Here is a 26261-nt window from a genome sequence, read left to right as displayed (position 1 = left end):
CTCACAATGCGGCAGCCCTCGAAGATCCGAGGTGGGCACGATCGGTCTATGACGCTCGCTACGACGGATGAACTCGCGGAACTGCCCTCGGACTGGAGCCGAGCCCTGTGCGTGACAGCGCACCCGGACGACATGGAGTTCGGCGGCGCCGGCGCGGTCGCGGCCTGGACCACCGCCGGCAAGGACGTCGCCTACCTGCTCCTGACGCGCGGCGAGGCCGGCATCGACGGCATGGAGCCGGACCAGGCGGCCAAGGTGCGCGAGGCCGAACAACGCGCCAGCGCGGCCGTGGTCGGCGTGCGGACCGTGGAGTTCCGGGACCACCGCGACGGGATGATCGAGGCCGGACTCGGGCTGCGCCGGGACATCGCACACGCGATCCGGCGCTTCCGGCCGGAACTCGTCGTCGGCTACAACCACCACGAGACGACCTTCACCGGCAAGCACAACTCCCCCGACCACCGCACCGTCGGCCAGGCGCTCCTGGACGCGGTCGGCGACGCGGGCAACCGGTGGGTGTTCGCCGAGCCGGGACTGGAGCCGTGGGGCGGGGTGAAGTACGTCGCGATGACCTCCTCGCCGTTTCCCACGCACGCGGTAGACGTCTCAGAGCACGTCGACGCCGCCGTGGCCTCGATGGCGGAGCACCGGGAGTATCTCAAAGGCCTGGGTTACACCGGCTCGGTGCGCGATCCGCTGGTCGGCTTGTACACACAGACCGGCCTGCGTTTCGCAGGACGGCCGGCGATCGCCTTCGAACTCGTCACCGTCTAGACACGCCGCAATACGACCGAGCTGTTGAACCCTCCGAACCCGAAACTGTTCGACAGCGCGTACACCACCGCCGCCGGCTGCGCGCTCGTACCGACGAGCCGCAGTCCGGCGGTGACCGGTTCCGCCAGCGCGGGGTTGGGATGTATGAACCCACCCCGCATCTGGACCACCGCGGCGACCGCCTCGACCACGCCGGCCGAGCTCAGGCAGTGCCCGATCAGAGCCTTTGTCGCATTGACCCACGGCTGCGCGGCTGTTGCGCCATCGCCATCTCCGGCTCCCGCTCCGGCTCCGAACACCTCGATGAGCGCGTCGACCTCCACGTCATCGCCGGCGGGGGTTCCCGTTGCGTGGGCGTTGACGTATTCGATTCGCTCGGCACCGATCCCGGCGCGCGCCAGCGCCCCAGCCATGGCCCGCACCTCCGAAGCGAGCGAGGGATCGCTCAGACTGGTGCCGGCGAGCACCATCGCAGCTCCTGCCAACTCCACCGCTGCGTCAGTCGGGATGCCCCGCCGCACAACAGAGTCCTGCGACTCCACCACCACGCACGCGGCAGCCTCCCCCGGAACGAATCCCGACCGCCTCCGGTCGAAAGGTCGGCACGCCGCGTCGACCAGCGCGCTCACCCCGAGATTAGCCAGTGACCGCACCTCCAATGGTCCCAGCCGCGCCAGTGCCCCGACCGCGAGGCAGACATCCACCGCGCCGGTCTGAACCAGCCGTGCGGCGTGGATCAGCGCCGCATTGCCGCTGGCCGAGGACGCACCGACCGTACACCCCTCGCCCTCGATCCCCAGCGCCTCGCTGATCGTGCCGACATGATCAGTGTCCTGCGCCTGCAGTGCGAAACGGGGCGGCACATGCGCGGGCTGCCGCACGTAGGTCGGGTAAAGCTCGAAAGCATAGTGTCCGGTGAGGTTGTGGCCGCCGACCACGATGCCGATCCGGTCCCGGGGCGCCGGCGCCTTGGCCAACTCAGCGTCCTGCCACGCCTGCGCCGCGGCCGTCAGCGCCGCCCGGACCGGAAACGGCGAGCGCCTGGCGATCCGCAGGAAACGCTTGTGCTGAACCGGATCCAGCCCTTCAACGCCGTCGAGCATCCCCGCCAGCCCAGGATCGGGCAGCGGCGCGAGCAGCCGGCGCTGGTCCGGAGCGTCCGGATCGGCCACCACCTGGATCCCGCATTGCCCCTCGCGCAGCGCGGCGGCGAACGTCGGCACGTCCGCACCGATCGGCGTGAGCGCACCGAGGCCGGTGATGAGAACCGGGCCTGCGCTCACAGGTTCTGCCGCAGCACTTCGACCAGCGCCCCGATGTCGGCGACCCCGCGGAACTGCGCGACCGGCACGACGATGCCGAGCCGTTCCTGGGCCATCGTGACGATGTCGGCGCGGTCGATGCTGTTGGCGCCGAGGTCGGTGAGCGTGCCCTCGATGCCGATGTCGGCGGCGTCCAGGTCGGGCAGCACTTCCAGCACGGTGTCGCGGACGACTGCGAAGACGTCGTCGGCGGTCAGGATGTCGGCCATGGGTTCCTCCCGTCGCCGGCCGACGCCCAGGCGTAGGTGCGGCCGTAGTCCTTGGTGCCGGTGTAGATCAGCAGGTCCCGGTCCAGCCCGAAGCGGTCCAGGATCGGGCGGCAGGCCTCGACGTCGATCGCGCGGTCCGGGTCGGGGACCAGGCAGAGCCGGTTCTGCTCCAGCAGCGCGTCGTATTCGGCGAAGGTGAGCTCGACGCGCGCGTCGAGCTGGTCTCGAATCCGCATGCGACCGACCGTCTCGGCCGAGGCGGCGTCGGCCACGCCGGAGAAGAACTCCGAGGAGCAGCCGGAGCCGTAGGAGTAGAGACCAACTCGGGCGCCGTCGGCGACGTCGCCGTTGTCCAGCAAGCTCGCCAGCGCCAGATACACAGAGCCCGAACACAGGTTGCCGACCATCGCCGGGTAGACCAGCGACGGCGCGACTCGCGCGGCGAAGTCCGCATCGACGCCGGAGAGCCGCTCTTTGGCGAACTCGCGGGTCAGTTTGCGGTGTGCGGCCCGCACCATGCCGGCGAAGGGGGTGTGGAACGCGAGGTAGTCGAACGTCTCGGCGAAGTCGGCGCCCTCGACGCGCTGGGTGTAGTCGCGGAAGCTGTTGCTCAGACAGTCCAGGTAGGCGAACAGCGATCGGTCGGAGTCGGCGATATCGAATGTGGGCCCGGGGCGCGCGGAGTCCAGGGTCTGGAAGCTGTGCAGACCGAAGGCTCCCAGGTCCAAGCCGAGCACGCGCGCTTCGGTCCCCAGCAGGACCGCCGCGGCGCCGGTGCCCATCGCTGGCTCGGTGTAATACGCGTCCTGGCCGACCAGCGCCATGTCGGTGGCGATGATCAGCACCTTGGCGTCGGGCGAGACTCCGGAGGCGAGATAGCCGGCGGCGAGTTGCAGGGCGGCGGTGGCCGCGTAGCAGGCTTGTTTGACCTCGACCAGACGGCAGCGCGGACTCAGGCCGAGCTGCTCGTGGACGTAGGAGGCTACTGATTTGCTGTAGTCGATCCCTGATTCGGTGGAGGTGACCAGGACCTCGATCTTCGCCGCGGCGTCCGGGCCGATCCGGTCCAGCAACGGACGTGCGGCGTTGACCGCGTGAGTCACCGGGTCCTCGCACGGCAGAGCCACCGAGCGCGCGCTCATCATCAGGTTCGCCATCCGCGCCGGGTCCAGTCCCCGTGCCTCGAACAGCGCCGGAACCGTGATGCTCGCGCTCCCGCAGTACACGTTGAGTCCTTCGATGCCGACGGCGCCGGTCACGATGCGCCTCCTTCCCGCAGCAGTCGGGTCAGCAGGTCAGCCAGCGCGTCCAGGTCGGGCACGGCGGCGAAAGGAGCCAGCGGCGCGGCCAGCCCCAGGCGGTCCAGGATCCCGACGACGATCTCGACCCGGTCCACCGAGTCCGCGCCGAGCTCGGCCAGCGTCCGGCGACCGGTCACTTGGTCGGCGGCGACGGCCGGCAAAATCTCGGCGATCACTTCCGTGACCACGTCGAAGACCTCGTCACGGTCCATGACGGCGCTCATGGCCGCTCCCTCTGTTCGCCGTGCAGCCGCAGCGCGGCCACCGCCAGCACGCGGCCGGTCGGCTTCTCGGTGAGGACCAGGTCGATCAGCTCGTCGGTGGGATCGGTGAGCGCGGAGCGGCGGGTCAGGGCGACGTCCAGGACCGCGTCGGCGTCGGCGTTGCCGAGGAAGCAGACACGCTGGTCCAGGACGAGGCGACGCAGGAAGCTGCGATCGTCGCGACCGAGGTGGCGCCACAGGCGAAGCAGGGACCAGTCGATGATGGAGAAGTAGGAGGCGAAGTACAGCAGCCCGACGCCGTTCAGGTCGCGGCTGGGCTCGACGCGGTATTCGGTATAGAAGAGTTCTGCGACGGTACGCGGCGGCTCGGGATCAGGATCGAACGCGCCGCTCTCGCGGATCTGTGCGAACACCAGACGCGGCGAGTACTGCGGGGGAACCGACGGCAGATGCCGGTACTGGAACCCGACCGGCGCGTTGCGGGTCAGGTCTTGGTTGCTGTTCGGCTTGGTGCGGCTGATCCAGCGGTTGAAGATCTCGACGTAGAGCGCGTTCTGGTCGGTCGAGGTGTGGAACCGCTCGGGATCCAGCGGCTCCGGCGGCTTGCCGTCGTCATGCCGCACCTGGTGCAGGGTCAGGACCGATTCGCTGCCCTGGCCGAAGACCTTGGAGGCGACTTGGAGTCGGTCCCCGAAGGTGAGAGACAGAGGATTGATACGGCGGCTGCCGCGGATTCGAAAGTAGGAGAAGGACAGGTAAGCCGGGGCGCCAGTGGCGTCTCGGGCGTCGTAGGCGTTGACCGAGCAAGCCTGGCTGACCGCGTCCCAAGCCCAGTCGCCCAGGCAGCCGACGAACAGCGAGTTCGGTCCGCACTTGCCGGGGGTGATCAGCTCGGTGCGGGTCAGGGTACCGTCCTGGAGCAGGCGCGGGGCACTGGCCGGCGGGACGAGGGTCGGGGTGGCTGCGTTCATGTCAGCTCCGAGAACAGGGCATTGATTTCCTCGGCGTTGGTCAGGCATGGGAAGTGCCCGGCGTCGTCGAGTTCGACGAAGCGCGCGTCGGGGATCGCTCCGTAGAGCGCGTACGCGGCCTTGAGTGGGACAACGGTGTCGTGCCGGCCCTGGATCACCAGCGTCGGGACGCTGATCCGCGGCAGCTCGGCCAGCAGGTCGGGGCGGGCGGCGAAGACGTCGAGGTAGCGCAGTCCGGTGCGGGGATCCATGCTTTCGCAGCGCAGCAGCGTCTGCTCCAGGTGGGCCCGCCCTCCCCCGAACCGTTCTGGGCCGCAGGCGGTTTCGACGGCATCGAAGTCGTCCCGGGCCACGATCGCCAGCCGGTTGATCTCCCCGACGCGGTTACCGATCTTGTAGGAGCTGCCGATCAGGGTGAGCGAGGCGGTCGCGTCCGGATGCCGCAGGGCGAAGGACAGGGCCGACAGACCGCCGAAGGAGGCTCCGGCAATATGCGCCGGCTGGTCCACCCCGAGCGTCGTCAGCGCCGCGCGCGCCAGGTCAGCCTGACCGTCGAAGGAGATATCGTCGATCCCTGAGGTAGCCCCGACGCCGGCGTGGTGGACCGCGATGACCTGGAAGCGGTCGGACAGCGCAGCGAACTGTTGGGCAAACAGTCCGGCGCCGATGTTGAACGGCGCCAGCATCAGCAGCGCCGGTCCTGTTCCGGCGGTGAAGACCTCCACCTCGCCGCCGCGCAGCGGGAGCAGCCGACGGTCCAGAGTCGGGCAGGCCTCACGCAGCACGGCTTCGTTGTCGTCGGCGACGGTCTGCCCGGTCCGCAGCGCTTCGGTGACGTCGGCTGGCACTTCCTTCGCCGGCCGGTAGACCATCGCGGCCGGGGAGCCGGAATCGCCTGCCGCTACCAGGTCGGGTGGCACGGCGCCGGACGTGAGCAGCGCGGCGATGCGGCGTCCGGCTGCGGCAGTGCGATCGCGATCGACGCCCAGCGGGACGGCGAACCGGATCGCCTGCTTCAGCTCGGGCGTGTCACCCAAATGCGGACCGCCGCGGATGCCGGTCTCGGCGAAGATCCACGCCAGGGTGGCCATCAGCGGTTCCCCATAGCCGGCAACGGGAGTCAGGCGTGTGGTGTCGAGAAGGACGCAGTGCCCTGATGTCTGCTGCGGAACCGGCAGACCGGCCCGCGAGAGCTCCTCCCACAGCGCGGCCGTCGCTGCCATCCGCTCCCGGACGAGCACCTCGACGGCTTCGGTGTCGTGCAGGGCGAAGGCGGCTTGCTTGCGGCCGGACAGGGTGAGATCGCGGCCTGCGGTCAGGATGTGCTGCTTCGCTGCCGCAGCCCACGCCGGATCACGCAATGCCAGCAGGCCGCCCGCGGTGAGGCCTAAGTCCTTGGACAGGCTGAACGTGGCGGCATCGGCCAGGGACAGGATCTCGCGGATCGCACGCCACAGGTCCGGCTCCGCGTCGAGCGCGGCCGCGTTCTCCGCGAAGCGCGTGGCGTCCAGGACCAGCGGGACGCCGTGGCGGTCGGCCAAGTCGCGGACGGCGCGCAGGGTCTGCATGCGGATCGGGACGCCGCCGGCGGCGTTGCAGCTGAGCTCCAGGCAGATGAAGGAGACCGGGCGCGAGGCGTCGGCCAGGCGCTGGGTCAGGTGGTCGAGGTCGGGACCGGAGTCCAGGATCGGGTCGGCGTGGCGGCCGAGGGCTTCGGGGATGAAGCCGGCGTCGATGAGGGAGCCGTACCAGGTCGGGAACAGGCCGTTGTGCAGCACCGCGGCCCGGCGGGCGGGGAAGGCCCGGCACAGCAGGGCTTCAGCGGAGCGGCCCGAGCCGGTCAGGACGGCGTGCTCGAAGGGGAGCCAGGCAGGTCGCTGCTCAGGGTCCTGATGCGCGGACGCGGCGGCGAGCGCGGCGGCGCGGGCACGGATCGCGTCACTGTCGAGCTCGGCCCAGGAGTCGGTGACGAAGTCCTCGCCGACGCTGTCGTGGGGGACCGCCAGGGGGTTCCAGTCGTGGGCGGCTAGCAGGTCCGGCCAGCCTGGGGTCACTATCGTTGTCGCAGTGGCCTGCGTCCCTATCCCCGTGCTCCGCGTCGCTATCACTGTGCTCTGCATCGCACTCGACGCGGTCAGGGTCGGATCGGCGATCGTGAGGATCACCTCCGAAACCGGCGTGCGGTCGGCGCCCTTCGGCTGGCACAGGTAGATCGGCACGTTCACCGGCCGGAACTTGTTCTTGAACTGGAAGTTGCCCTCACCGAAGATCCCGGCCGTGCGCAACTCGGCGAGCGCCTGCTCGGCCTCGGCCGAGGCATGCTCCGTGCTCCCGATGGCCACACCGAAGCTCGCACCGAAGCTGAACACCGTGTGCCCCTCGGCCCGCAGCGCCTCGATGATCTGCACGATCGCGTACTCCAGCCCGCCGAGCGGACCGTCCTTCGGATAGAACTCCAGGTCCATCAGGTAGCCGGGCTCCGACGGAATCCTGGTGACGATGATGACGTTCGCCAGGTCCTCGTCCAGGTACGTCAGGAACATGCGATGCCGCTCGGCCAGCCGCCCCGCCTGGATCTCGTCGCGCACCACGGCCACGTACGGATTGACCATGTCCTTGCTCTCGGCCCAACGGTCCATCATCCGCGCGATCTGCCGGTCCATCTCCGGATCCTCGCCGGACCTGTACTCCTGCGTCCGACTCTCCCCCGCCTTCTGGAAGTGCCCGATCATGTACCGCAACCGCGACATCTTCCCGCCGCGCGTACTGAACTCCGGCAGGTTCTCCAACCGCTGCACCGCCCCAAAGGGCGTAGCCGTAATCGGCTCCCCGGCCACCGACTCCAACGGCAGCAGCGACAGGAAGTTGGGACGCAGCCCCCGCGCCCGCGCATAGGCGAAGAACTCAGCAGCCAGCACCGGAAAGTACTCCTCGGACCCGACATAGCTCCAGGCGAAGAGCAGGTCAGCACGCATCGAGACGTTGAAGTACCCGAGCCGCTCAGCACCAATAAGGGCATAAGGCGCAATATCCCGCCCAGCCAGCCCACCCTCCTTGGCATGAACACTGTCCAGATCAGCAACCAGCGCCGCAAGATCCGGATGCTCAGCCAGCGAGCGCTTGAGAACGGCCACCGTCACAGACTCGCCGACCAGCGGAACCTCAGCCGAAATCCCCACCGACCGCCCCCGAACCACCTCACCACGATCCCCGCCAAGAAAGCGCTCAGCAGCCCCCTCACCAAACCGCTCAACAAGCTCAGCCGCCACAGCACCAACAGTCGGCTGATCAAACAGCAGCGTCTTAGGCAACGTCCCAAAACCCCGCTCCAGCACCGCAATAGTCCGAAGCATGTCAAACGACGTAAAGGCATTGTCCCGGAACGTCACCCCCGGATCGAGCGCACGACCGATGGTGTCGGCGGCAAGGGCGGTCAGGCGCTCGGTGAGGCGCACGGGCAGGGGCTCAGTGGCCGAACCCGAAGCCAGAACCGAAGCTGAAGCCGAAGCCGAAGCTGAAGCTGGAGCCGGGGTTGCTACCGCGGCGGCCTGCGGCGCGGCAGATCCGAACGCTGCGGCTGCTGGTGCAGCGGCTTCCGGCGCAGCGACCCCGAGCGCGGCAGCTTCCGGTGCGGCGGCTCCGAGCGCGGCGATTTTCGGCGCGGCAGGTTCGGGCATCGCAATTTCTGGCGCAGCGGCTCCGAGCATTGCGGCTTCCGGCGCAGCGGATCTGAGCGTGGCGGCTGTTGGTGCGCCCGATCCAAGCGCGGCGGTCCTCGGCGCGGCAGCTTCGGGCGCAGCGATTTCCGGCGCAGCAGCTCCGAGCACTGCGACCGCTGGTGCACCGGCTCTCGGCGCGGCAGCTTCCGGTGCGGCAGATCCGCGCGCGGCGATTTTCGGCGCCGCAGGTTCGGGCATCGCAATTTCTGGCGCAGTGGCTCCGAGCACTGAGGTTGCTGGTCCAGCGGCTTCCGGCCCGGCAGTTACGAGCGCGGCAGCTTCCAGTGCGGCGGATCCGAACGCTGCGGTTGTTGGCGCGGCGGCTTCGGGCGCTGCGGCTGCTAGTGCAGCGGCTGTCGGCGCGGCAGCTTCCGGTGCGGCAGATCCGCGCGCGGCGATTTTCGGTGCGGCGGCCTCGGGGCTCGAGGAGGTCTTCGCGGCGCCGCCGGTGGCCACGTGGGCTGCGAGGGTGAAGGCGGTGTCGTGTTCGTAGAGGTCGTCGGCCTTGAGGTCGATGCCGAGGGCTGCGTTGATGCGGCGGACCAGGTCCATGCGGAGGATCGAGTCCAAGCCGAGGTCGGCGAAGGCCACGTCGCCTGGCACCTCCTCGCGCGCCGAGCCCAGCACCGCCGCCAGGTGTTCGCCGACCACGCCCAGCGAGTCGCCCGGTCGGGTATCAGTGGTCTGGGACACGCGCGGCGGCTCGGGCTTGGCAGCGGCCGAGGGTGGCGGCACAGCGATCGCCGTCTTGTTCTTGGCGGGCGCGAGTCGCAGCTTCGGACGTTCGGGCCGGGTCGGCGTGCCCGGCACATTCGGTTCGTTGGGTATCGGTGATGTGGGCGTCACAGACGTCTCCAGTCGATGGCCGGTGAACCAGTGGACAGTGCGCGCGAACGGGAAGCCCGGCACCCCGGCCAGCCGCCGCACACCCTGCGGCGTGCTCGGCCACGGCGCCGGCTCCCCCGCGACCCAGGCCGCCACCGCCGCTTCGGGGCTGAGCGCGTCGGCGGTGACGTCGGCGACCGAACCCCGGCGAGCCAGCCGCACCACACCGCGCCGCAGCTGTTCGTCGTCAGCGCCGGACGCCGCGATCCGCAGCAGCGCCAAGGCTTGCGCGACATCCGCCGCGACGAACCCGACACGATGGGCCAGCCGCTCACGTCCGGATTGCAGCGTGGCCGCGAACCGAGCCAGGTCGGTGTCGGGCCGGTCGGTCAGATAATCGGCCAACCGGTCGGCGTACTCAGTCAGTGCCTGCGCACTCGGCGCCGACAGAACGATCGGGTGGTCAAAGGAGCGCAGGTCCGCCGAGTCTGCATCCGTCTCCGGAGCGGACTCGAGCACCACATGCGCGTTCGTCCCGCCGAACCCGAACGAGCTGACACCAGCCCGCCGACCCGCCCCGCGCCAGTCCCGCAGCCGGTCGTTGAGCCGGAACGGCGTCCCGGCCAGCCGCAGCAGCGGGTTGGGTTCGCTCAGGTTGAGCGTCGGCGGCAACTGACCGTGCTCCAGCGCGAGCACCGTCTTGAGCAGCCCCGCAATCCCGGCGGCGGCCTCCAGGTGACCGATGTTCGTCTTAACCGAGCCCAGCGCCACCCACGGCTCGTTTGCCTCGCCGCCCAGATCGGCGAACGCCTTCTTCAACCCCTCGATCTCGATCGGGTCGCCGAGGCGAGTCCCGGTGCCGTGGGCCTCGATGTAGCCGACGCTCAGCGGATCGACCCCGGCGCCGCGATGTGCCGCGGCCACCACCCGAGCCTGCGCCGCAGGATTCGGTGCGGTCAGCGAGGGAGCCCGGCCGCCGTGGTTCACAGCGCTGCCGCGAATCAGGGCATGGATATTGTCGCGGTCGGCCAGAGCCTGGCTGAGCGACTTCAGATAGACGACGCCGACGCCCTCCCCACGGACGTATCCGTCGGCGGCAGCGTCGAAGGTCTTGCACCGACCGTCGGCCGCGAGCATGCCGGACTTGTCGAAGGCCACGAACAAACCCGGGCTGAGCAGCACGTTCACCCCGCCGGCCAACGCCGCCGAGCACTCCCCGGACCGGATCGCGCTCACGGCCCGATGCACCGCGACCAACGCGCTGGAGCACGCCGTGTCGATCGCCTCGCTCGGCCCGTGCAGATCCAACAGGTGCGAGACCCGGTTCGCCAGCACGCAGTTGGCGACGCCGCTGGCGGTGTGCGCCTCGATCTCGACACCGTGGTCGCGCAGCAGGTCGTCGTAGTCGCAGGCGGCGACGCCGGCAAACAGGCCGGTGTCCGTCCCGGCCAGCGCCGAAGCCGGATAGCCGGCGTCCTCGACCGCACGCCAGACCGTCTGCAGGAACAGGCGCTGCTGCGGGTCCATCAACGCGGCCTCGCGCGGCGAGATGCCGAACAACGCGGCGTCGAAGCTACGCACGTCGACGAGGAAGCCGCCACGGATGTCGCGCGTACGAGGATCGGCACGCAGGTCAGAGCGGTCGTCGGGGACCGGGGTGATGAGGTCGTCACCAGCGACGAGATGGCGCCAGAAGGCGTCCAGGTCCTCGGATCCGGGCAGGACCGCCGCCATACCGACGATGGCTATCGGTTCCGGGCCCGGGCTGGGCTCCGGGGTCAGGTCCGGGGTCGCTAGCGGCTCTGGCTCAGGGACCGGATCAAGCACTAAAGCAGGGTCCGTATCCGGCTCACCGATCTGCTCGACCTCGACGAGATAGCGCGCGAAGCCCGCAAGGTTCACGCACTCGAACAACACCGTCGGCAGCACGTCCACGCCATAGTGATCGTTGACGTGACCGACGAGCTCGGTCAGCGAGATCGAGTCGAAGCCGGCGTCCATAAGATCGGCGTCCAGGTCGACGTGGCGTTCGTCGACCAGCAGAAACCCGGAAGCCAGGGTGCGGAGCAGTGCTTCGACGTCGGCCAGCTCCGCCGGACGCCTTACGAACGCAGGCGAGGCGCTCGCAGCGTTCATCAGGACACTGTCGACAACAACGCAGCTCTCCCCAGCCGCAGCCGCACGTTCCAGCGCCACGAGACCATCGCCGGTCGCCAACGGCGCACTCCCCCAGCGGCGAGCGAACAGCTTGCGCGCCGCGTCGCCAGCGACCATGCCGCCTTCCTCCCACAGCGGCCAGCCGATGGAGACCGTGCGTCCTGAACACTCCCCAGCGAGACGGCGACCTTCGCGATCGGCGGCGAACTCATCGAGGCAAGCGTTGGCGTAGGTGTAGTCGACCTGCCCGAGGTTGCCGGTCTGGGCCGCGACGGAAGAGAAAAGGACCACGAAGTCCAAGGGCTCCCGAGCGGTCGCCGCGTCCAGGTGGCGCGCGCCGTCATACTTGGCGCCGAGCACCTCGGCTATGTCGCGCGCATCTTTGTTCACGGCCAGGGCGTCGCGATTAACGCCAGCCGCGTGGATCAGGCCACGGAGCGGGCCATGGTCGCGGCGCACCCGGGAGACCAGCTCGGCGACATCGTCCGCACTGCTGACATCGGCACGCTCGTAAACGATGCGCGAACCGGGTGCGGCGATGGCGGAGAGCTCCGCGCGGGTCGCCTCATCGAGGTCCGACCGTCCGGCAAGGACGACGGTCACCGGAGCGCGACTGCTCAGGTGGCGAGCCACGATCCGGCCAAGGCCGCCCGCTCCCCCAGTCACCAGGTACACGCCACCCGCGCACAAAGCCAGCCCGTCGGCGGCGAGAGGAGGTGCGAACTCCTGGAGTTCTCGGACCATACGCTCGTCGCCGACGTAGCGAACCTCGCGCACGCGCTCCGCCTCGGGCGCCGACACGTCCAAGCGAGCCAGTTCGTCGAGCAAGTGCCGCGCGCTCGTGGCGGAATCGACGGTGGCTGCTGCGAAACCGCTGTGTTCCAGGGCGAGCGTGCGCAGCGGCGCGGCGAGCGCAACAGTGCCAGGCACCGAGGCGTCGGACGCGGTCACGATACGCACCGCGCCACGTTCGGGATGCGCGAGCAGCGCGACCGCCGACCACAGCAAGGGCTCGAACGGCGCGTCGGGCGACGGGATGTGCACGATCGCGTCGGCCGGCCCGCCGAGATCGGCCAGGACGAGGTCGAAATCGGCGCGGCTGGCACCAGTCGCGGCGAGGCAGAGGGAGCCAGCCGCGAGCAGGTGATCAGCCACGGCCTCGGCGACCGGTCCGACACCGAGCAGCAACACAGTCGCCGGCGGTGCGACGTTAGGAGCCGGTGCCGGAGCGGAAGTCCAAGACGGTCGCAGATATCTGATAGCCGACCGCCCGGACTCGACTTCGGGTTGAACCTCTCTGGTCGAGATCGGCTCAGAGTTCGCGATGGTGACCTCGGTATCGCTACTAGCCCCAGCTGCCACTTGGAGCCCATCGAGCGCCAAGAGCACCCTTCCGGCATCATCGATCACTGCGATGTCGAACCGCCGCCGCCCCGGCGCGCTCTCCAGCTCGCGACCATGAGCCCAACACCGCTCCGGCAATGCGGCATAGCTGCGCACCGCATCGACCCCGACCGGCAGCCACCCGACCCCGCGTCCATCGCCGACAGCCGCAAGCGTCTGAAGCGCACCGTCCAATAGGACCGCATTCAGTCGGCGCCCGGAACCTGCCTCCGACGCCTCAAGCCGAGCCAGGACCTCGCCCGCGCCGACCCACAGCTCCGACACCGGTCGCAGCCCCGGACCGTGCTCCAGCCCTCCAGCCCTCAGACCGGCGTAGAAGCCTGCCTTATCAATCTGCTGCGAACACCGCGCCCGAGCCGCCGCAAGGTCCACGACCCTCGACGTGTCGGCCAAATCCGCATCCGCATCCGTGACAGCACGCGCAACAACCCGATCCCCCGCGCTCGCCGTCACCGTCGCCCGCTCGACGACGATCCGCAGCCGGTCGCCATCGGCCTCCACGTCGAGCGGAGCCAGCCACCGCACATCGGACAACCGCCCGCCCCCGACCGCACCTCCGAGCGCCTCGAGAACCGCCGCGCCCGAAGCCCACCGCTTGCCACCGACCCGATGCTCCGTCGCCTCAGGTCCGACCAGCGTCACCGCGCGGACGTCGTCCTCCTCCGGCAGCCAGAAACGCCGCCGCTGGAACGGATATCCCGGCAGCGCCACCCGCCGCCGCGCCCCGCCCGGCCACAGCTCCCGCCAACGCACCGGAGCGCCTTGCGCCCACAGCCGCGCCAGCTTCGCCACATCCCGCGCGCGAATCAGGTCACGAACAAACGCCACGCCTGACGCGTCGTCGTAGAGATCAGACTCCCGACCCGACCCGACAACCACACCCGCGCCGACCTTCCCCTCAGCGAAGGACCGCAGCGAATCCACCAACGCATCGCGATCGGACGCAGGCACAGCCACCCGCTCCGCGAACTCCGCACGCCCCACCTGGCTCGTGAACGCAATGTCGGCCACCGCGACCGACGAATGCTCTTGAACGAAATCGGCCATCGAACCGGCCATGGCTCGCAACTGTTCCGCCGACCGTGCCGACAGCAGGACAAACTCTCCACTATCAAAGGAGTCTGATTCGCTGACCAGCGCCGAATCAAAGCCCTCAAGGACCAAGTGCGCATTCGCCCCGCCCGCCCCGAACGAACTCACCCCGGCGCGACGCGGCGAATCCCCAGGCCAATCCACAGCCTCCGTCGGCAGATACAACGGCGAGGCATTCAAATCAATCTTCGGATTCGTCTGCTCCAAATTGGCGCATGGCACGATCTGCCCATGCCGCATCTGAAGCAGGACCTTCGTCAGCCCGGCGATCCCCGCCGCGCCCTCCAGATGCCCGATGTTCGCCTTCACCGACCCCACGGCGCACCGCTCCGGCGCCCCGGCCTCGCGCAGCGCCCGGGTCAGGCCCGCGATCTCGATCGGGTCGCCGAGCGCCGTGCCCGTTCCGTGGGCCTCGACGTAGGACAGCGTGCGCGGATCGATCCCCGAGCGGCGCAGCGCCGTAACGACCAGCTCCGCCTGCGCGTTCGGGTTGGGCACGGTGTAGCCCGCGGTACGTCCGCCGGCGTTCAGATGGCTGCCCTTGAGCACCGCCCACACGTCGTCCCCGTCGGCCAAGGCTGCCGCCAACGGCTTGAGCAGCACCGCCCCGACGCCCTCCCCCGGCGCGAAGCCGTTGGCGCGCTCGTCGAAGACCTTGCAACCGCCGTCGTCGGACAGCATCCCCATAGAGCTGAGCGCCACCAAGTGCGCAGGGTGAAGCAGAAGATTGACACCACCGGCGATCGCCGTCTCGCACTCGCCGCGCCGCAGGCTCTCGGCCGCCAGGTGCACGGCCGTCAGCGATGACGAACACGCCGAGTCCACCGCCAGGCTCGGCCCGCGCAGATCGAGCGTGTAGGACACGCGGTTGGCGATCGACCAGTAGGAGGAGTGGCCGTCGGTGTAGCGGCCGCGCGGCCAGCCGGAGGCTGCGGCGAGGCGACCGTAGGACCCGTACATAGTTCCGACGAACACCCCGGTCGCCTGCCGACCCCGGCCCGCGCTGAGGCAGCCGGCGTCTTGGAGCAGGCTCCACGCCGTCTCCAGGAACAGCCGCTCCTGCGGATCGATCGCGGCGGCATCGCGGGGCAGGACGCCGAAGAAGCCAGCGTCGAACTGGTCGATGCCGTCGATGAAGCCACCCCACTTGCCGTACGTGTGGTGCGGACGTCCGCGACGCGGATCGAAGTGCTCACGCCAGTCCCAGCGTTCGGCCGGGACCTCGGTGACGCAGTCGGTTCCGGCGGCGAGGTTGCGCCAGAAGGTGTCGAGGTCCGGAGAACCTGGGTAGCGGCCCGCGACGCCGATGATGGCGATGTCGGTGATGTCTGCGGTGTCTGCGTCATCGCTGCGCTCGGTCCGGACCACCGGCTCTGGATCGACAGCCGGCAGCTCTACAGCCGCTACCGACACCGGCACCGGCGAGACCTGCGGCATTCCCAACACCTCGGCGAGGCGGTCACCGCGCAGATCACGGAGGTGGTCAGCCAGAACGGCGATCGTCTGATGTTCGAACAGCAACGTCGACGGCAACTCGCCGAGGTCGGCTTCGAAACGGTCGACGATGGCCAGCGAGACCAGCGAGTCGATACCGAACGCGTCGAACTGAGCCGTGTCGTCGAGGTCTGCGACGTCGTACTTCAACACCTCAGCAAAGACGCCCTTGACGTAGTCCCGCACAGCCCGCGCCGTGGCCGGCTCGGCGCCCGCCGGGCTCTGCGCCGCCACCACGACCTGCTCCAGCCGATCGGCTGGCAGCCCGGGGATCCCGCCGATCTGTCGCACCGAGAATCCGGCGCCGGCCAAGGCCTGCTTCCACTGTCGCGCCGACAACAGCGGGGTGTGAGGCAGCCGCTTGCCCGGGTCGCTGAAGCGCCACCAGCCGGGGGTCAGGCCGAAGGTGAGCGTAAGGAAATCGGATGTCCGCGTCACCTCGTTGACCAGCAGCAGACCCCCGGGGCGTAGCAGAGTCCTGGTTCTGGTCAGCGTCGCGGCGATGTCCACGGTCGCGTGCAGGACGTTGCCAGCCAGCACGATGTCGTAACTCTGTGGGCCGAAGCCCTGCTCGATCGGGTCCTTCTCGAGGTCGAGGATCCGGAAGGCCATCCGGGGATGGTTCTGACCGAACTCGCGCTCGGCTCGGGACAGGAACGCCTGCGAGACGTCGGTGAAGTCGATGAAGGGTGCGGATCCGTTGTCGTCACAGGCTCGCAGCACGAACGCCGTGCCCGCGCCGGTTCCGGCTCCGATCTCCAGGATCCGTGCGGGTCGTCCCTGCTCGGCCGCGATCCGATCGGCGCGCTCGGCGACCTGCTCGGCGAGCAGTCGGTGGTGGAAATCAGACCCCGGATTCCCTCGATAGATGGCTTCGACGTCGTCGGCGGAACCGCGCGGCAGCAGGACCTCGACGCCGCTCTTGCGGCCGGTAAGCACCTCGGGCACGGCGTCTGCACAGCGACGCAGCAGTGTGAGGTGGGCGGTTAGTTCGGGGTGGTCGGACACCAGGTCCCGCTCGGGGTCTGCCGCCGGGTCGTCGTCGGCGGCTCTGCGCAGCAGGTCTCGAACGGCTTCGGCCAGGCCTGCTCGGTCCGCCGCAACGCTCTCCAGGGCCGCGGACACGGCCGGGCGGCCGGTCAGCAGGCGTCGGGCGACGCGGTCCAGCGTGGCGTAGCCGTGCATCGCGGCGGCCAGCTCGGGCGCGACGGCGTCTTTGTTGGCGGTACCGGTCACCACACCGAGGCGGGCCAAGCCCTCTGGCGTGCCCTTGACCACGAGTGCCTGGGGCAGTCCTGAGGCGAGAAGGTGCTCGAAGGCTGCGATACCCTCCTCGGCTTCAATCGGCTCGATGCCCAGCGCCGTAAACCGGGTCCGGTACTCAGGGCCGGCGACCGCGCCGACGCTGCCCCAGAAACCCCAGTTCACCACCACGGCGGGGACGCCTTCGTCTCGCAGCTGGAGGGCGTACGCGTCCTGGAACGTGCTCGCGGCGGCGTAGTTCCCCTGCCCGGGTGCTGGGGCGAAGGACAGCGCCGTGGAGAAGAAGGCCAGGAAGTCCAACGGATCGTCGCGGACCGCGTCGGCGAGCGCTACCGTGCCGGTCATCTTCGCCGTGAGCACGGTCGCCAGGTCCTGCTCAGTCATGGTGCTCAGCGTCCGGTCGGCCAGCTGGAGGGCGGCGTGGATCACGCCGTTGAGCGGGCCGAACTCGGCGCGCGTCCGGTCCAGGGCGGTGCGCAGCGCTGGGGCGTCGGCGACGTCGGCGCTGACGTAGCGGACCGCTCCGCCGAGACTTTCGACGTCCGCACGTGCCGCCCGGATGGTCGCGTCTTCGGCGCGCCTGCCGATCCAGGCGATGCGGGCGCCGACGGTGCGGGCCAGGTGGCGGCTGAGGGTCAGGCCGATGCCACCTGCGCCGCCGACGATGACGTAGACGCCGTTGGTGCGGAAGACCGGGCTGGACGCGGGCGAAGCGGGTTCGACTGGGACGAGTCGCCGACGCAGGGGTCTGCCGTCGCGAATGACGGTCAGGGCGCCGTCTGCGGAGGTGACGAGAGCGGCGTCCGCGGCTGCGGGATCGCCACTGACATCGATGCTGCGGACTCGCCATCGTGGCTGTTCGGCGGCCAGCGCTGAGCCCAGACCGATCAGTCCTGCACTGTCCGCACCACGCACGACCAGGGCGATCGTCAGTCCCCTGCGACCGAGGCCAGCGTCGATCATGTCTCGGATCACACGGAACGCGGCCGTGGTGACGGCCACCGGATCAGCCGGCTCGGTCGGGGCGAGCAGGTGGACGGTGTCGAAGGGTTGGTCCGGGTCGCCCCAGAGCCTGCTGGCCTGGTCGAACGGCACGATGGTCGCGGAGGCGTCGCCGCCGTGCCGTGCCAGGGCATGGGCCAGCGGGTCGCCGGGGTCGGCGAGTATCGCTACGCGCGAGGCAGGCGCGGGAACTCCGGGCTGCGCCTCGCTCCATTCCGGCACGAAGATCATCGAGTCGGCCGTGTTCAAGGCGACCGCAACCGGCGCCGACCTCAGCGCGACACCTTCGAGCCGAGCGCAGATCTGCCCCGACTCGTCGGCGATACTGACCGTGAAGCGGTTCTCGGCCTCCCGCCGGACGTGGCTGTAGTGCGCGATGGCATCGGGGGCGAACACCGTGACGCAATCAACGGCGAACGGCAGCAACGCTCCTTCACCAGCCGTGACCAGCGGTGCTGCTGCCTGGATCGCGCCGTCCAGGACTGCCGGACGCCGTACTGACCCGACCGCTCGCAACGTCGCGAGCGCGTCCTGTGCGCCATATCGCAGTGTCTCGATAATCTTGTAATCGCCGCGATATTCGATCCCCGCACGCGCGAACTCCGCATACCGCGCCTGCGCCGACTCGGTGCGTTCGCAGAGGTCTGTCAAAGTTGCCAGGTCCAACGCGCCGGGCTCGGTCTCGGCCGTAGCGAAAGTCCCGCTCAGGTACGCGCCTTGCTCATCTTCCAGCTGGAACGATTCGCCAGCAGTCTCCAGCCGCACCTGCACTCGATCGACGACCTGAACCGGTCGCAGGAAGCGCAGACTCCTGAGACACATCGGCTGTGCCTCACTCGCCTCGATCGCCATGGCGATGCCCGCCGCGGCCGGCAGCACCGGCACGCCGCCGACGCGATGGTCGGCGACTACCGGATCGGTCGCCGTGATCGTCATGATCGTCGGCGCAGGTACCGGCGGCCAGTAATCCTTCGTGTCGAACGGATAGGTCGGCAACGACACCCGCCGTCTCCCCGGACCCGCCATCGCGTCGGCCAGATCCACGTCGAGGCCCGCGACGAAGTCCTCGCCGAGCCGTCGCAGTGCCGCGCGCGTCGGGGTGTCTTCCGTATCGGCATCCGGCTGCGCGCCACTGCTCGCATCAAATGCCTTCAGCAGAGTCCTGAATTCCTCGTGATCCGAGGCGACGAATGCCGCCCGCCGCGCCAGACGACGTCGACCGACTGCGAGCGTGTAGGCGACGTCTGCCAGCGGCGTCGCCGGATCGAGCCGCTCGGCCAGCTCGGCGACTTGGCGAGCGAGCGCCGCGTCGGTGCGTGCGGACAGCGTCACGAGCACCGGCTCGGCGTCCTCGCGTCGCGGCTCGTCCCGCGCACCGGCTGGCGCTTCCGACACCACGACGTGGCAGTTCGTCCCGCTGAAGCCGAAGCTGCTGACGGTCGCCACGCGGTCTCGGCCCGCTTCAACTTGCCACGGCGTCAGCTCGCGGACAACGTAGAAGGGCCCTGAGTCGAGGTCCAGATGCGGGTTCGGCGTGGTGTATCCCGGCGAGGGCGGCAGCTGCCTGCGCCGCAGCGCCAGCAGCACCTTCAGCAGCCCTGCGATGCCGGCGGCCAGCGTCGTGTGGCCGATGTTGCCCTTGACCGAGCCCAGGCCGCAGTATCCGGCGCGATCCGTGGTCCGGCGGAAGACTTCTGTCAGGGCTTTGACTTCGATCGGGTCGCCGAGTTCGGTACCGGTGCCGTGAGCCTCGACGTAGCCGACGTCCTCCGCTCCGATGCCGGCGCGGGCCTGGACTCGGGCAATCAGCTCGGCTTGGGCGGCGGCGCTGGGTGCGGTGATGCCGTTGGTGCGTCCGTCGCCGTTGACGCCGCTGGCGCGGATCACGCCGTGGATGTGGTCGCCGTCGGCCAGCGCGCGGGACAGCGGCTTGAGGACCACGACGCCCACGGCCTCGCCGAGGACGATGCCGTCGGCGGTGGCGTCGAAGGGCGCGCTGCGTCCGGTCGGCGACAGCATGCCGGTCTTGCTGCACCACACGTGCATCTTCGGCGTGGTCATCACCGCCACGCCCCCGGCCAGCGCCATCTCGCACTCGCCCCGCACCAGCGCCGCACACGCCAGATCCACCGCCACCAGCGACGACGAGCACGCAGTGTCCAGCGCAACCGTCGGCCCGGACAGGTTCAGCAGATACGCAACGCGAGCCGGCAGCATCGACGGATCACCACCGAGGAACGCCTGCCCCGTCCCACCCAGCCCCGCCTGATCGAGCAGATCGGCATAGTCGCCAGCACCACAGCCCACGAACACACCCCACGGCCGCCGCACGCCACCCGGATCAGCGGCGTAACCAGCGTCCTCCAGCGCATGCCACGACTCCTGCAGGAACAGTCGCTGCTGCGGATCCATCGCCTCCGCATCCAGCGGCGAGAGCTGAAAGAACGGCGCATCGAACGCACCAGGATCGGCCAGCAACGCAGCCCACTTGCTATAGGTCCGATCCGGCACACGCCGATCCGGGTCATAGTGCGCCTGCACGTCCCACCGCGACGCGGGCACCTCACGAATGCTGGAGCGCCCAGCAGCAAGGTTGGCCCAGAACGTCTCGAGGTTGGGCGCATCAGGGAAGCGCCCCGACATGCCGATGACAGCTATCGGTTCGACGGTCGCCGAATTGCTCGGAGCTGCCGGGGCATCGTCGATCTGAACCAGCTGAATCTGACCGGTACGCGCAAGTTTCGGCGCCTCAGGCATTGGCTCAGGGTGGACGACAGGCTCCGGACTCAGCGCCGCAGCAACCGACGCCTCGGAACGTGCCAACGCCGCACGGACCCCCTCAGCCAGGGCCGGCGAGGTCGGATGATCATAGACCGCAACCGAATCCAGATCGGTACCAAAGCGCTGATTGAGCCGACCGATCAACTCCACCGCGCCGACCGAATCCAGACCCATCTCGGCGAAGCTCACAGCCCGATCGAGTTCATCAGGTCCCAGATAGAGGACATCGCCCACGACTTCCTCGACGACCGCCAGCACCTCGGTCAGACCCAGGCTCGGCTCACCGGCCGCATGCACATCGACTCTCGCCGGAACCGTTCTGTCGCTTGCACCCGAGTCATCAGCCGCGCGCAGCTCGACGTTCGTCGGAATCGCGCCGCCATCCGCGCCCGGCTCACCAGCCGCCAGCAGTTTGACCTTCGCCGAAACCGCGCCGCCCACGGTCGATTCACCGGTTGCCGGTAGTTCAACCTTGCGCGGAGCGGGCCTGTTACCTGCGCCCAACTCATCGACCGTGTGCAGCCCGACCTTCGCTGAATTCTCCGGCAGCTGCCCCGCCCTCGCCTGCCCCGTGCGCGCGAATCGTGCCTGCACCACAGCGGCGGCTTCTGGTCCTAGCACCTCTTCGTGCATGGCCACTTCGCGTTCGACCACGGCGGGCAGGCGGTCCAGCATGCGCGAGGCTAGTTCGGCCTTCAGTGCGCGGACTGCTGCTGGTGGCTTGTCTGCCATGGAGCGTGCTAGGTCCAGGGCTGTGGCGAGGACGCGCGTTGCCGGGACCACGGTCACGCCTGCGCCTCGGCGGGACAGGTCGGAGCCGCGGAGGGCTCGGCCGGTCAGCATCAGTTCGGTGGCTACTGCGGCGCCGAGGCGGTGTTCGAGGATGAAGGTGGCGCCGACGCCGGGGGTGAAGCCGTAGGCCACGAAGTTGGCGCGGTAGTCGGCTTCCTCGGCCAGGACTGCGACGTCGGCGAAGAGGCCGAATGCCAGGCCGCCGCCCGAGGCGTGGCCCTGCAGCGCCGCGACGACTGGAAGGGTGCAACGCAACAGTCCCTCGTAGAGGAACGGCACGTCGGAGAAGCGCCCCTCCCCCGCCGCCAGCGACGCCAGTGCCTGGGGCGTGCCGCCCATGCTGAACACCCCGCCGGCGCCGGTGATCACCACGGCACGTACGCTCTCGTCGGCCTCGGCCTGCGCCAGAGCATCCTGCAGTCCGGCCAGCAGCCCGGCGGTGAACATCGGCGAGCGCATGGTGATCAGCGCCAGTCCATCGTCCAGAATCCGAAGCTCGGCCTCAGGTCCGGTGGTGTCGACGACGGGCGTCAGATCGAGCACGGCAGCGGCGCGCCTCCGCGACCGCGTCCCGGACTGCCACTGCCCAACCCATACCGACTCTTCCTGGAACGGATACCCAGGCAGACCGACCCGCCGCACCGGCACGCCGATCGACGCCAGACATTCCCGCCACGGCACGTCGGCGCCGCGAAGCCAGGACTCTGCGACGGTCCGTAGCTCGCCCTGGGTGAACGCCTCGACGAGATCGGTGGGTGCAGCGGAGTCGTCAGGGCCCGAATTCGCCACGCGCGAAGCCGACTCGTCCCCGCCGACATACCGGTTCAGAGCTTCGGCAAGCTCGGCGGCATCCCCGGCGACGACGGCCAGCCGATGCTTCATCGCGTTGCGACCGACTTGCAGGGTTGTGGCGATCGCGGCCAGGTCGAGATCGTGATCGTGCAGCAGGTCTTCGATTGTGTCGTCGAGGCCCACGTCCGCGTCGTCGACCAGCAATCGCAAGTCAGCAGGACCCAGTGCCAGATCACGCGGCGTCGCACTCGGATCCACCGCGTCCGGGCTGACGCCGAGCAGCCCGGCGACCCGCTCGAGCAGCCCGCCGGCGGACTGCGCGGCGGTCACGTGCACGGCCAGCGCGGCAGCCTGGTCGCGCAGAGCGTCCTTCGTCCGGGCGGACAGGACGAACAGCCAGGGCCCGGTAGCCGAAGACTCAGAGTATTGAGTCACCACCGGTGCCTCCTCGATCAGCACATGGCAGTTCGCCCCACCAGCACCGAACGCACTGACCCCAGCCCGGCGCGGCTGACCGTCCCAGCGCGGCCAAGGCGTCAGCTGCTGCGGCACGACGAACGGCGTGCCGGCGAAATCGATGCGTGGATTGAGCTCGCCCGAGTGCAACGACGGCGCGATGCTCCCGTGCCGCATCTGTCGCAGGACCTTGATCACTCCGGCGATCCCCGCCGCGCCCTCGAGATGCCCGATGTTCGACTTCACCGAGCCCAGCGCGACCTTCCGCCCCACCGCGCGCTCGCCGGTCAGAGCACGCCGCAGCCCTTCGACCTCGATCGGATCCCCAAGCGAGGTACCGGTCCCGTGCGCCTCGACGTAGCCGATCGTCTCCGGCGCCCACCCCGCGCGCCGCACCGCCTCGGCGACGACCGAAGCCTGCGCGACCGGGCTCGGCACGGTCACGCCACCGGTGCGTCCGCCATGGTTGACCGCGCTGGCCCGGATCACACCGTGCACCTGATCGCCGTCACGCAGCGCCGCGGCCAACGGCTTGAGCACCACACAGCCCACACCCTCGCCGGGCACGTAGCCACTCCCGCCGATCCCGAAGCTGCGGCAGCGGCCGTCCTCGGAAAGCCAGTGCCCGTGTGCGAGTTGGCGGTACTTCTGCGGGTGGACCGAGGCGTTGACACCTCCGGCCAGAGCCAGCTCGCACTCGCCGAGCAGCAGGCTCTGCACCGCCAGATGCAGCGCATACAGCGACGAGGAACAAGCCGTGTCCACGGCAAGGCTCGGACCGGTCAGGTCGAGCGTGTAGGAGACGCGGTTGGCGATCGCAGAGTGCATCGCGGTCGGCGCCACGCCGGTACCGGGGTCGGTCAGGAGCTGGTAGTGGTTCCACATGACGCCGGCGAACACGCCGACCGGACGTCCGCGCAGCGCATCCGGGGCATACCCGGCGTCCTCCACGGCGTGCCAGCTCGTGGTGAGGAACATGCGCTCCTGCGGGTCCATCAGCTCGGCTTCCCGCCGAGAGATGCCGAAGAACGCCGGATCGAAGCGGTCGACGCTGTCGAGGAAGCCGCCCCAGCCAGCGGTGTCGTGATCGGTGTCGGCGTCCCAGCGGTCGGCGGGGATCTCGGTGATGCTGTCACGGCCGGCGGCGAGGTTACGCCAGAAGGCATCGACGTCGGGAGCTTGGGGGAAGCGGCCGGCCATGCCGATGATCGCGATGTCGTCGGTGGCGTCGGGGACGTCGTTGGTGGTGTCGGGAGCGGATACGGCCTCAGGTGCTTGTTCGGGCATGGGAAGCAGATCCCTGATGCGCCCGCCGTCACCGTGAAGCACGACCAAGCGCGGCTCACCAGCCGCCAGAGCATCTTCGAACGCCGTCAGCGCCTGCGCCGTCGGTAGCGGAGCGGTCCCCTTCTCGGCGGCAGCACGCTGGACAACGTCATCAGCGACCGTCATCGCGCCCGAAGCCCAGTACGGCCATGCGATCGCCACGCTGCGTCCGCGCCGGTCAGGCCGGGACGCGCGGCGCTGCACGACAGCTTCGGCGCACGCGTTGGCGGCGGCGTAGTCGGCCTGCCCTGGGTTAGCCAACGTCGCCGACACGGAGGAGAACACCGCGAAGAAGTCGAGCTCGGAGTCGCCGAGGGCGGCGTCCAGCGCGGACGTGCCGTGCGCCTTGGGCCCGAACACCGCCGCGAAGTCGTCGGCTTCCTTGCGGAAGTAGAGACGGTCGCGACGTACTCCGGCGCAGTGGATCACGCCATTGAGCATGCCGAATGCCTCGCGCGCCGCGTCGATCGCACGCTGCCCGCCATCGGTTCCGGACACGTCAGCCTCGACGTAGCGGACGTCCCCGCCGCGCTGGTTCCACTCCCGCAACACCGGACCCAGCTCGGCCGGCTCCGGACGGCGCCCGGCCAGCATGACGCGGGCTCCGTAGCGGTCGACCAAGTGGGAAGTCAGGAGTCCGGCTATCCCGCCTGCGCCTCCGGTGATGAGGTACGCGCCGCCGTTGCGTAGGACCTGCTGGCGATTGCCGTCCGCTGCGGGCACCAGGTCCCAGCGACGCACCTGGCGACGTCCGTCGATGATGCGGATCTCGGCTTCGACCGGATCGTCACCCGCTATCTGCAACAGGCTTCTGATATTCGAGTTCTGTTGTCCTGTCACGACTCGGCAGCGGATCTGCGGCGTCTCGGCAGTGATCGTGCGAGCCAGAGCGGCGAGTGCGGCGGGGATCGGCGCGTCCAGATCGGGCGTGCGACACACGGCGGTGAGGCGGATCGGGCCGGTCGACGTGCGCGCGGCGGCGGAGACCGCGAGGCGCCAGAGCGTGCGGGTCGCGGTCTCGACGTCGGTATCGGCGGGGATCTCTACCGCGATGTCGTCGGCAAGGAGTTCGGAGTCCACGGCTTCGGGACCGGCTATCACCGTCGCCGCTACGTCCGCCGGCTCAGCAGGCACGGAAGCCCAGCGCGGTGCGCGAAACTCCGTGACAGCGGGCTCAGCCTCAGGGAGGGCTTCGTCGACGGCAGCGGTCACCTGCGGGAGGGTCACGTCGTAGTTGGCAACCAAATGCGCGGCCAGGCTGGTGATGTCGCTGTACTCGAACAGCAGCGTCGGGTAGAGCGCCTGGCCGACAGCGGACTCCAACTCGCGACCGAGGTCCATCAGGGCGAGGGAGTCCAGGCCGAGTTCGTAGAAGCCGACGTCGGTGCGGATGTCTTCGATCGCGCGGCCGAGCCGGTCCGCAATCAGGGTACGGAGATGCTCGGCGAGGCGGTTGGCGTCAGCCGGGCTGTCCACAGCCGGTTCGGCTTCCGGCAGTACAGGAAGCAGCCGCGTGATGAGCTCGGGATGCCGAATCCGCTTGCAGGTCAGGCCCTGGAAGCCCGCGAGGTAGCGGCCTTCGGCGTCATAGAGGGCATAGTCGCTCGTGATGACGTCGCCGGAAGGCGCCAAGGTCTCGGGACGCGGAACGTACAGGTAGCAAGGTCCTGCGATCGATCGCGGCGCACGGAACTCCTGGATGAACATGGGGATGAAGGGATGCTGCCCCGACACCTCAGTCAGGGCGAAGCCGGCCAGGGTCGAGGCATCGAGCTTGGCCGGATGGAGATGGAACTGCTCTTCCTGACCGTCTCCGGGTTTCTCGAGAGTGAGGTGGGCCAGGAGCGAGGACTCCCCGAAGTACAGGGGTCCCGAACATCGCATCGGCGCGCCGTGGTCGATGTCCTCGCGGCGGGCTCGGGCGTAGAGCTCTGACATGTCGCCGACGCGAACAGCGCTGTCTTGCAGGGCTTTGATATCCAGGTCCAACGGCGTCGGCTCGTCGCGGAAGACCAATCGGGCCGCGATGTTCTGGCTCCACGGCGAGGACTCCGCGCCGTCCCCCAGCCACCGGCTGCGGGCTCGGACCGCGCGCATCCCGTCGACGTCGGCGTCGATCTCGCAGACGATCTCACGGTCCCGACCCTCGTCCGCCGCGACCGCCTCGGTGAAGACCACGTCGCGCAGCACGGCGCGGGTGACGTCCTCGCCTGCGGCGGCGAGCATACGGAAGACGATGTCCAGGAACGCGACGCCGGGCAGGACCGCGACGCCGTGGACGCGGTGGTTGCGAACGATGAAGTCGTCTCGGGTCAATACGACCCGGGCAGCCAGCTGGGCCATCGGCCTTCCTTTCG

At 69.4% G+C, this 26261-nt stretch carries 7 protein-coding genes; 1 reads left to right on the top strand and 6 read right to left on the bottom strand.

Annotation, left to right across the window (positions count from 1 at the left end; all coding sequences use genetic code 11):
* The first annotated feature begins 48 nt into the window (after positions 1 to 48).
* Complete coding sequence (locus CACI_RS12985) at positions 49 to 774, top strand: PIG-L deacetylase family protein (protein WP_012786815.1); 726 nt, start codon at positions 49 to 51, stop codon at positions 772 to 774.
* On the opposite strand, the gene CACI_RS12980 is transcribed toward CACI_RS12985, so the two are convergent.
* Genes CACI_RS12980 through CACI_RS49730 form a run of 6 tightly spaced genes read right to left on the bottom strand, consistent with a single transcriptional unit; the run spans position 771 to position 26247 of the window.
* Positions 771 to 2057 (bottom strand): beta-ketoacyl synthase N-terminal-like domain-containing protein, encoded by a 1287-nt coding sequence (locus tag CACI_RS12980; protein ID WP_012786814.1) that lies wholly within the window; start codon positions 2055 to 2057, stop codon positions 771 to 773. The two genes, CACI_RS12985 and CACI_RS12980, sit on opposite strands and share 4 nt — an antisense overlap.
* Positions 2054 to 2305, bottom strand: coding sequence for a phosphopantetheine-binding protein (locus CACI_RS12975; protein ID WP_012786813.1), 252 nt, complete (start codon positions 2303 to 2305; stop codon positions 2054 to 2056). The genes CACI_RS12980 and CACI_RS12975 overlap by 4 nt, the downstream gene beginning before the upstream one ends.
* Positions 2290 to 3564, bottom strand: coding sequence for a hydroxymethylglutaryl-CoA synthase family protein (locus CACI_RS12970; protein WP_012786812.1), 1275 nt, complete (start codon positions 3562 to 3564; stop codon positions 2290 to 2292). Before CACI_RS12970 ends, CACI_RS12975 begins: the two co-directional genes overlap by 16 nt.
* Entirely contained in the window at positions 3561 to 3830 is a 270-nt protein-coding gene (locus tag CACI_RS12965) for a phosphopantetheine-binding protein (RefSeq protein WP_012786811.1), read from the bottom strand. Before CACI_RS12965 ends, CACI_RS12970 begins: the two co-directional genes overlap by 4 nt.
* A complete protein-coding gene (locus CACI_RS12960; protein ID WP_012786810.1) occupies positions 3827 to 4801 on the bottom strand; it encodes an LnmK family bifunctional acyltransferase/decarboxylase in 975 nt (324 codons plus the stop codon). The genes CACI_RS12965 and CACI_RS12960 overlap by 4 nt, the downstream gene beginning before the upstream one ends.
* Complete coding sequence (locus CACI_RS49730) at positions 4798 to 26247, bottom strand: SDR family NAD(P)-dependent oxidoreductase (RefSeq protein WP_012786809.1); 21450 nt, start codon at positions 26245 to 26247, stop codon at positions 4798 to 4800. The genes CACI_RS12960 and CACI_RS49730 overlap by 4 nt, the downstream gene beginning before the upstream one ends.
* Positions 26248 to 26261: the final 14 nt, after the last annotated feature.

The sequence above is a fragment of the Catenulispora acidiphila DSM 44928 genome (genome assembly GCF_000024025.1).
GTDB lineage: Bacteria > Actinomycetota > Actinomycetes > Streptomycetales > Catenulisporaceae > Catenulispora > Catenulispora acidiphila.
This window is presented reverse-complemented; position numbering and strand designations above follow the sequence as displayed.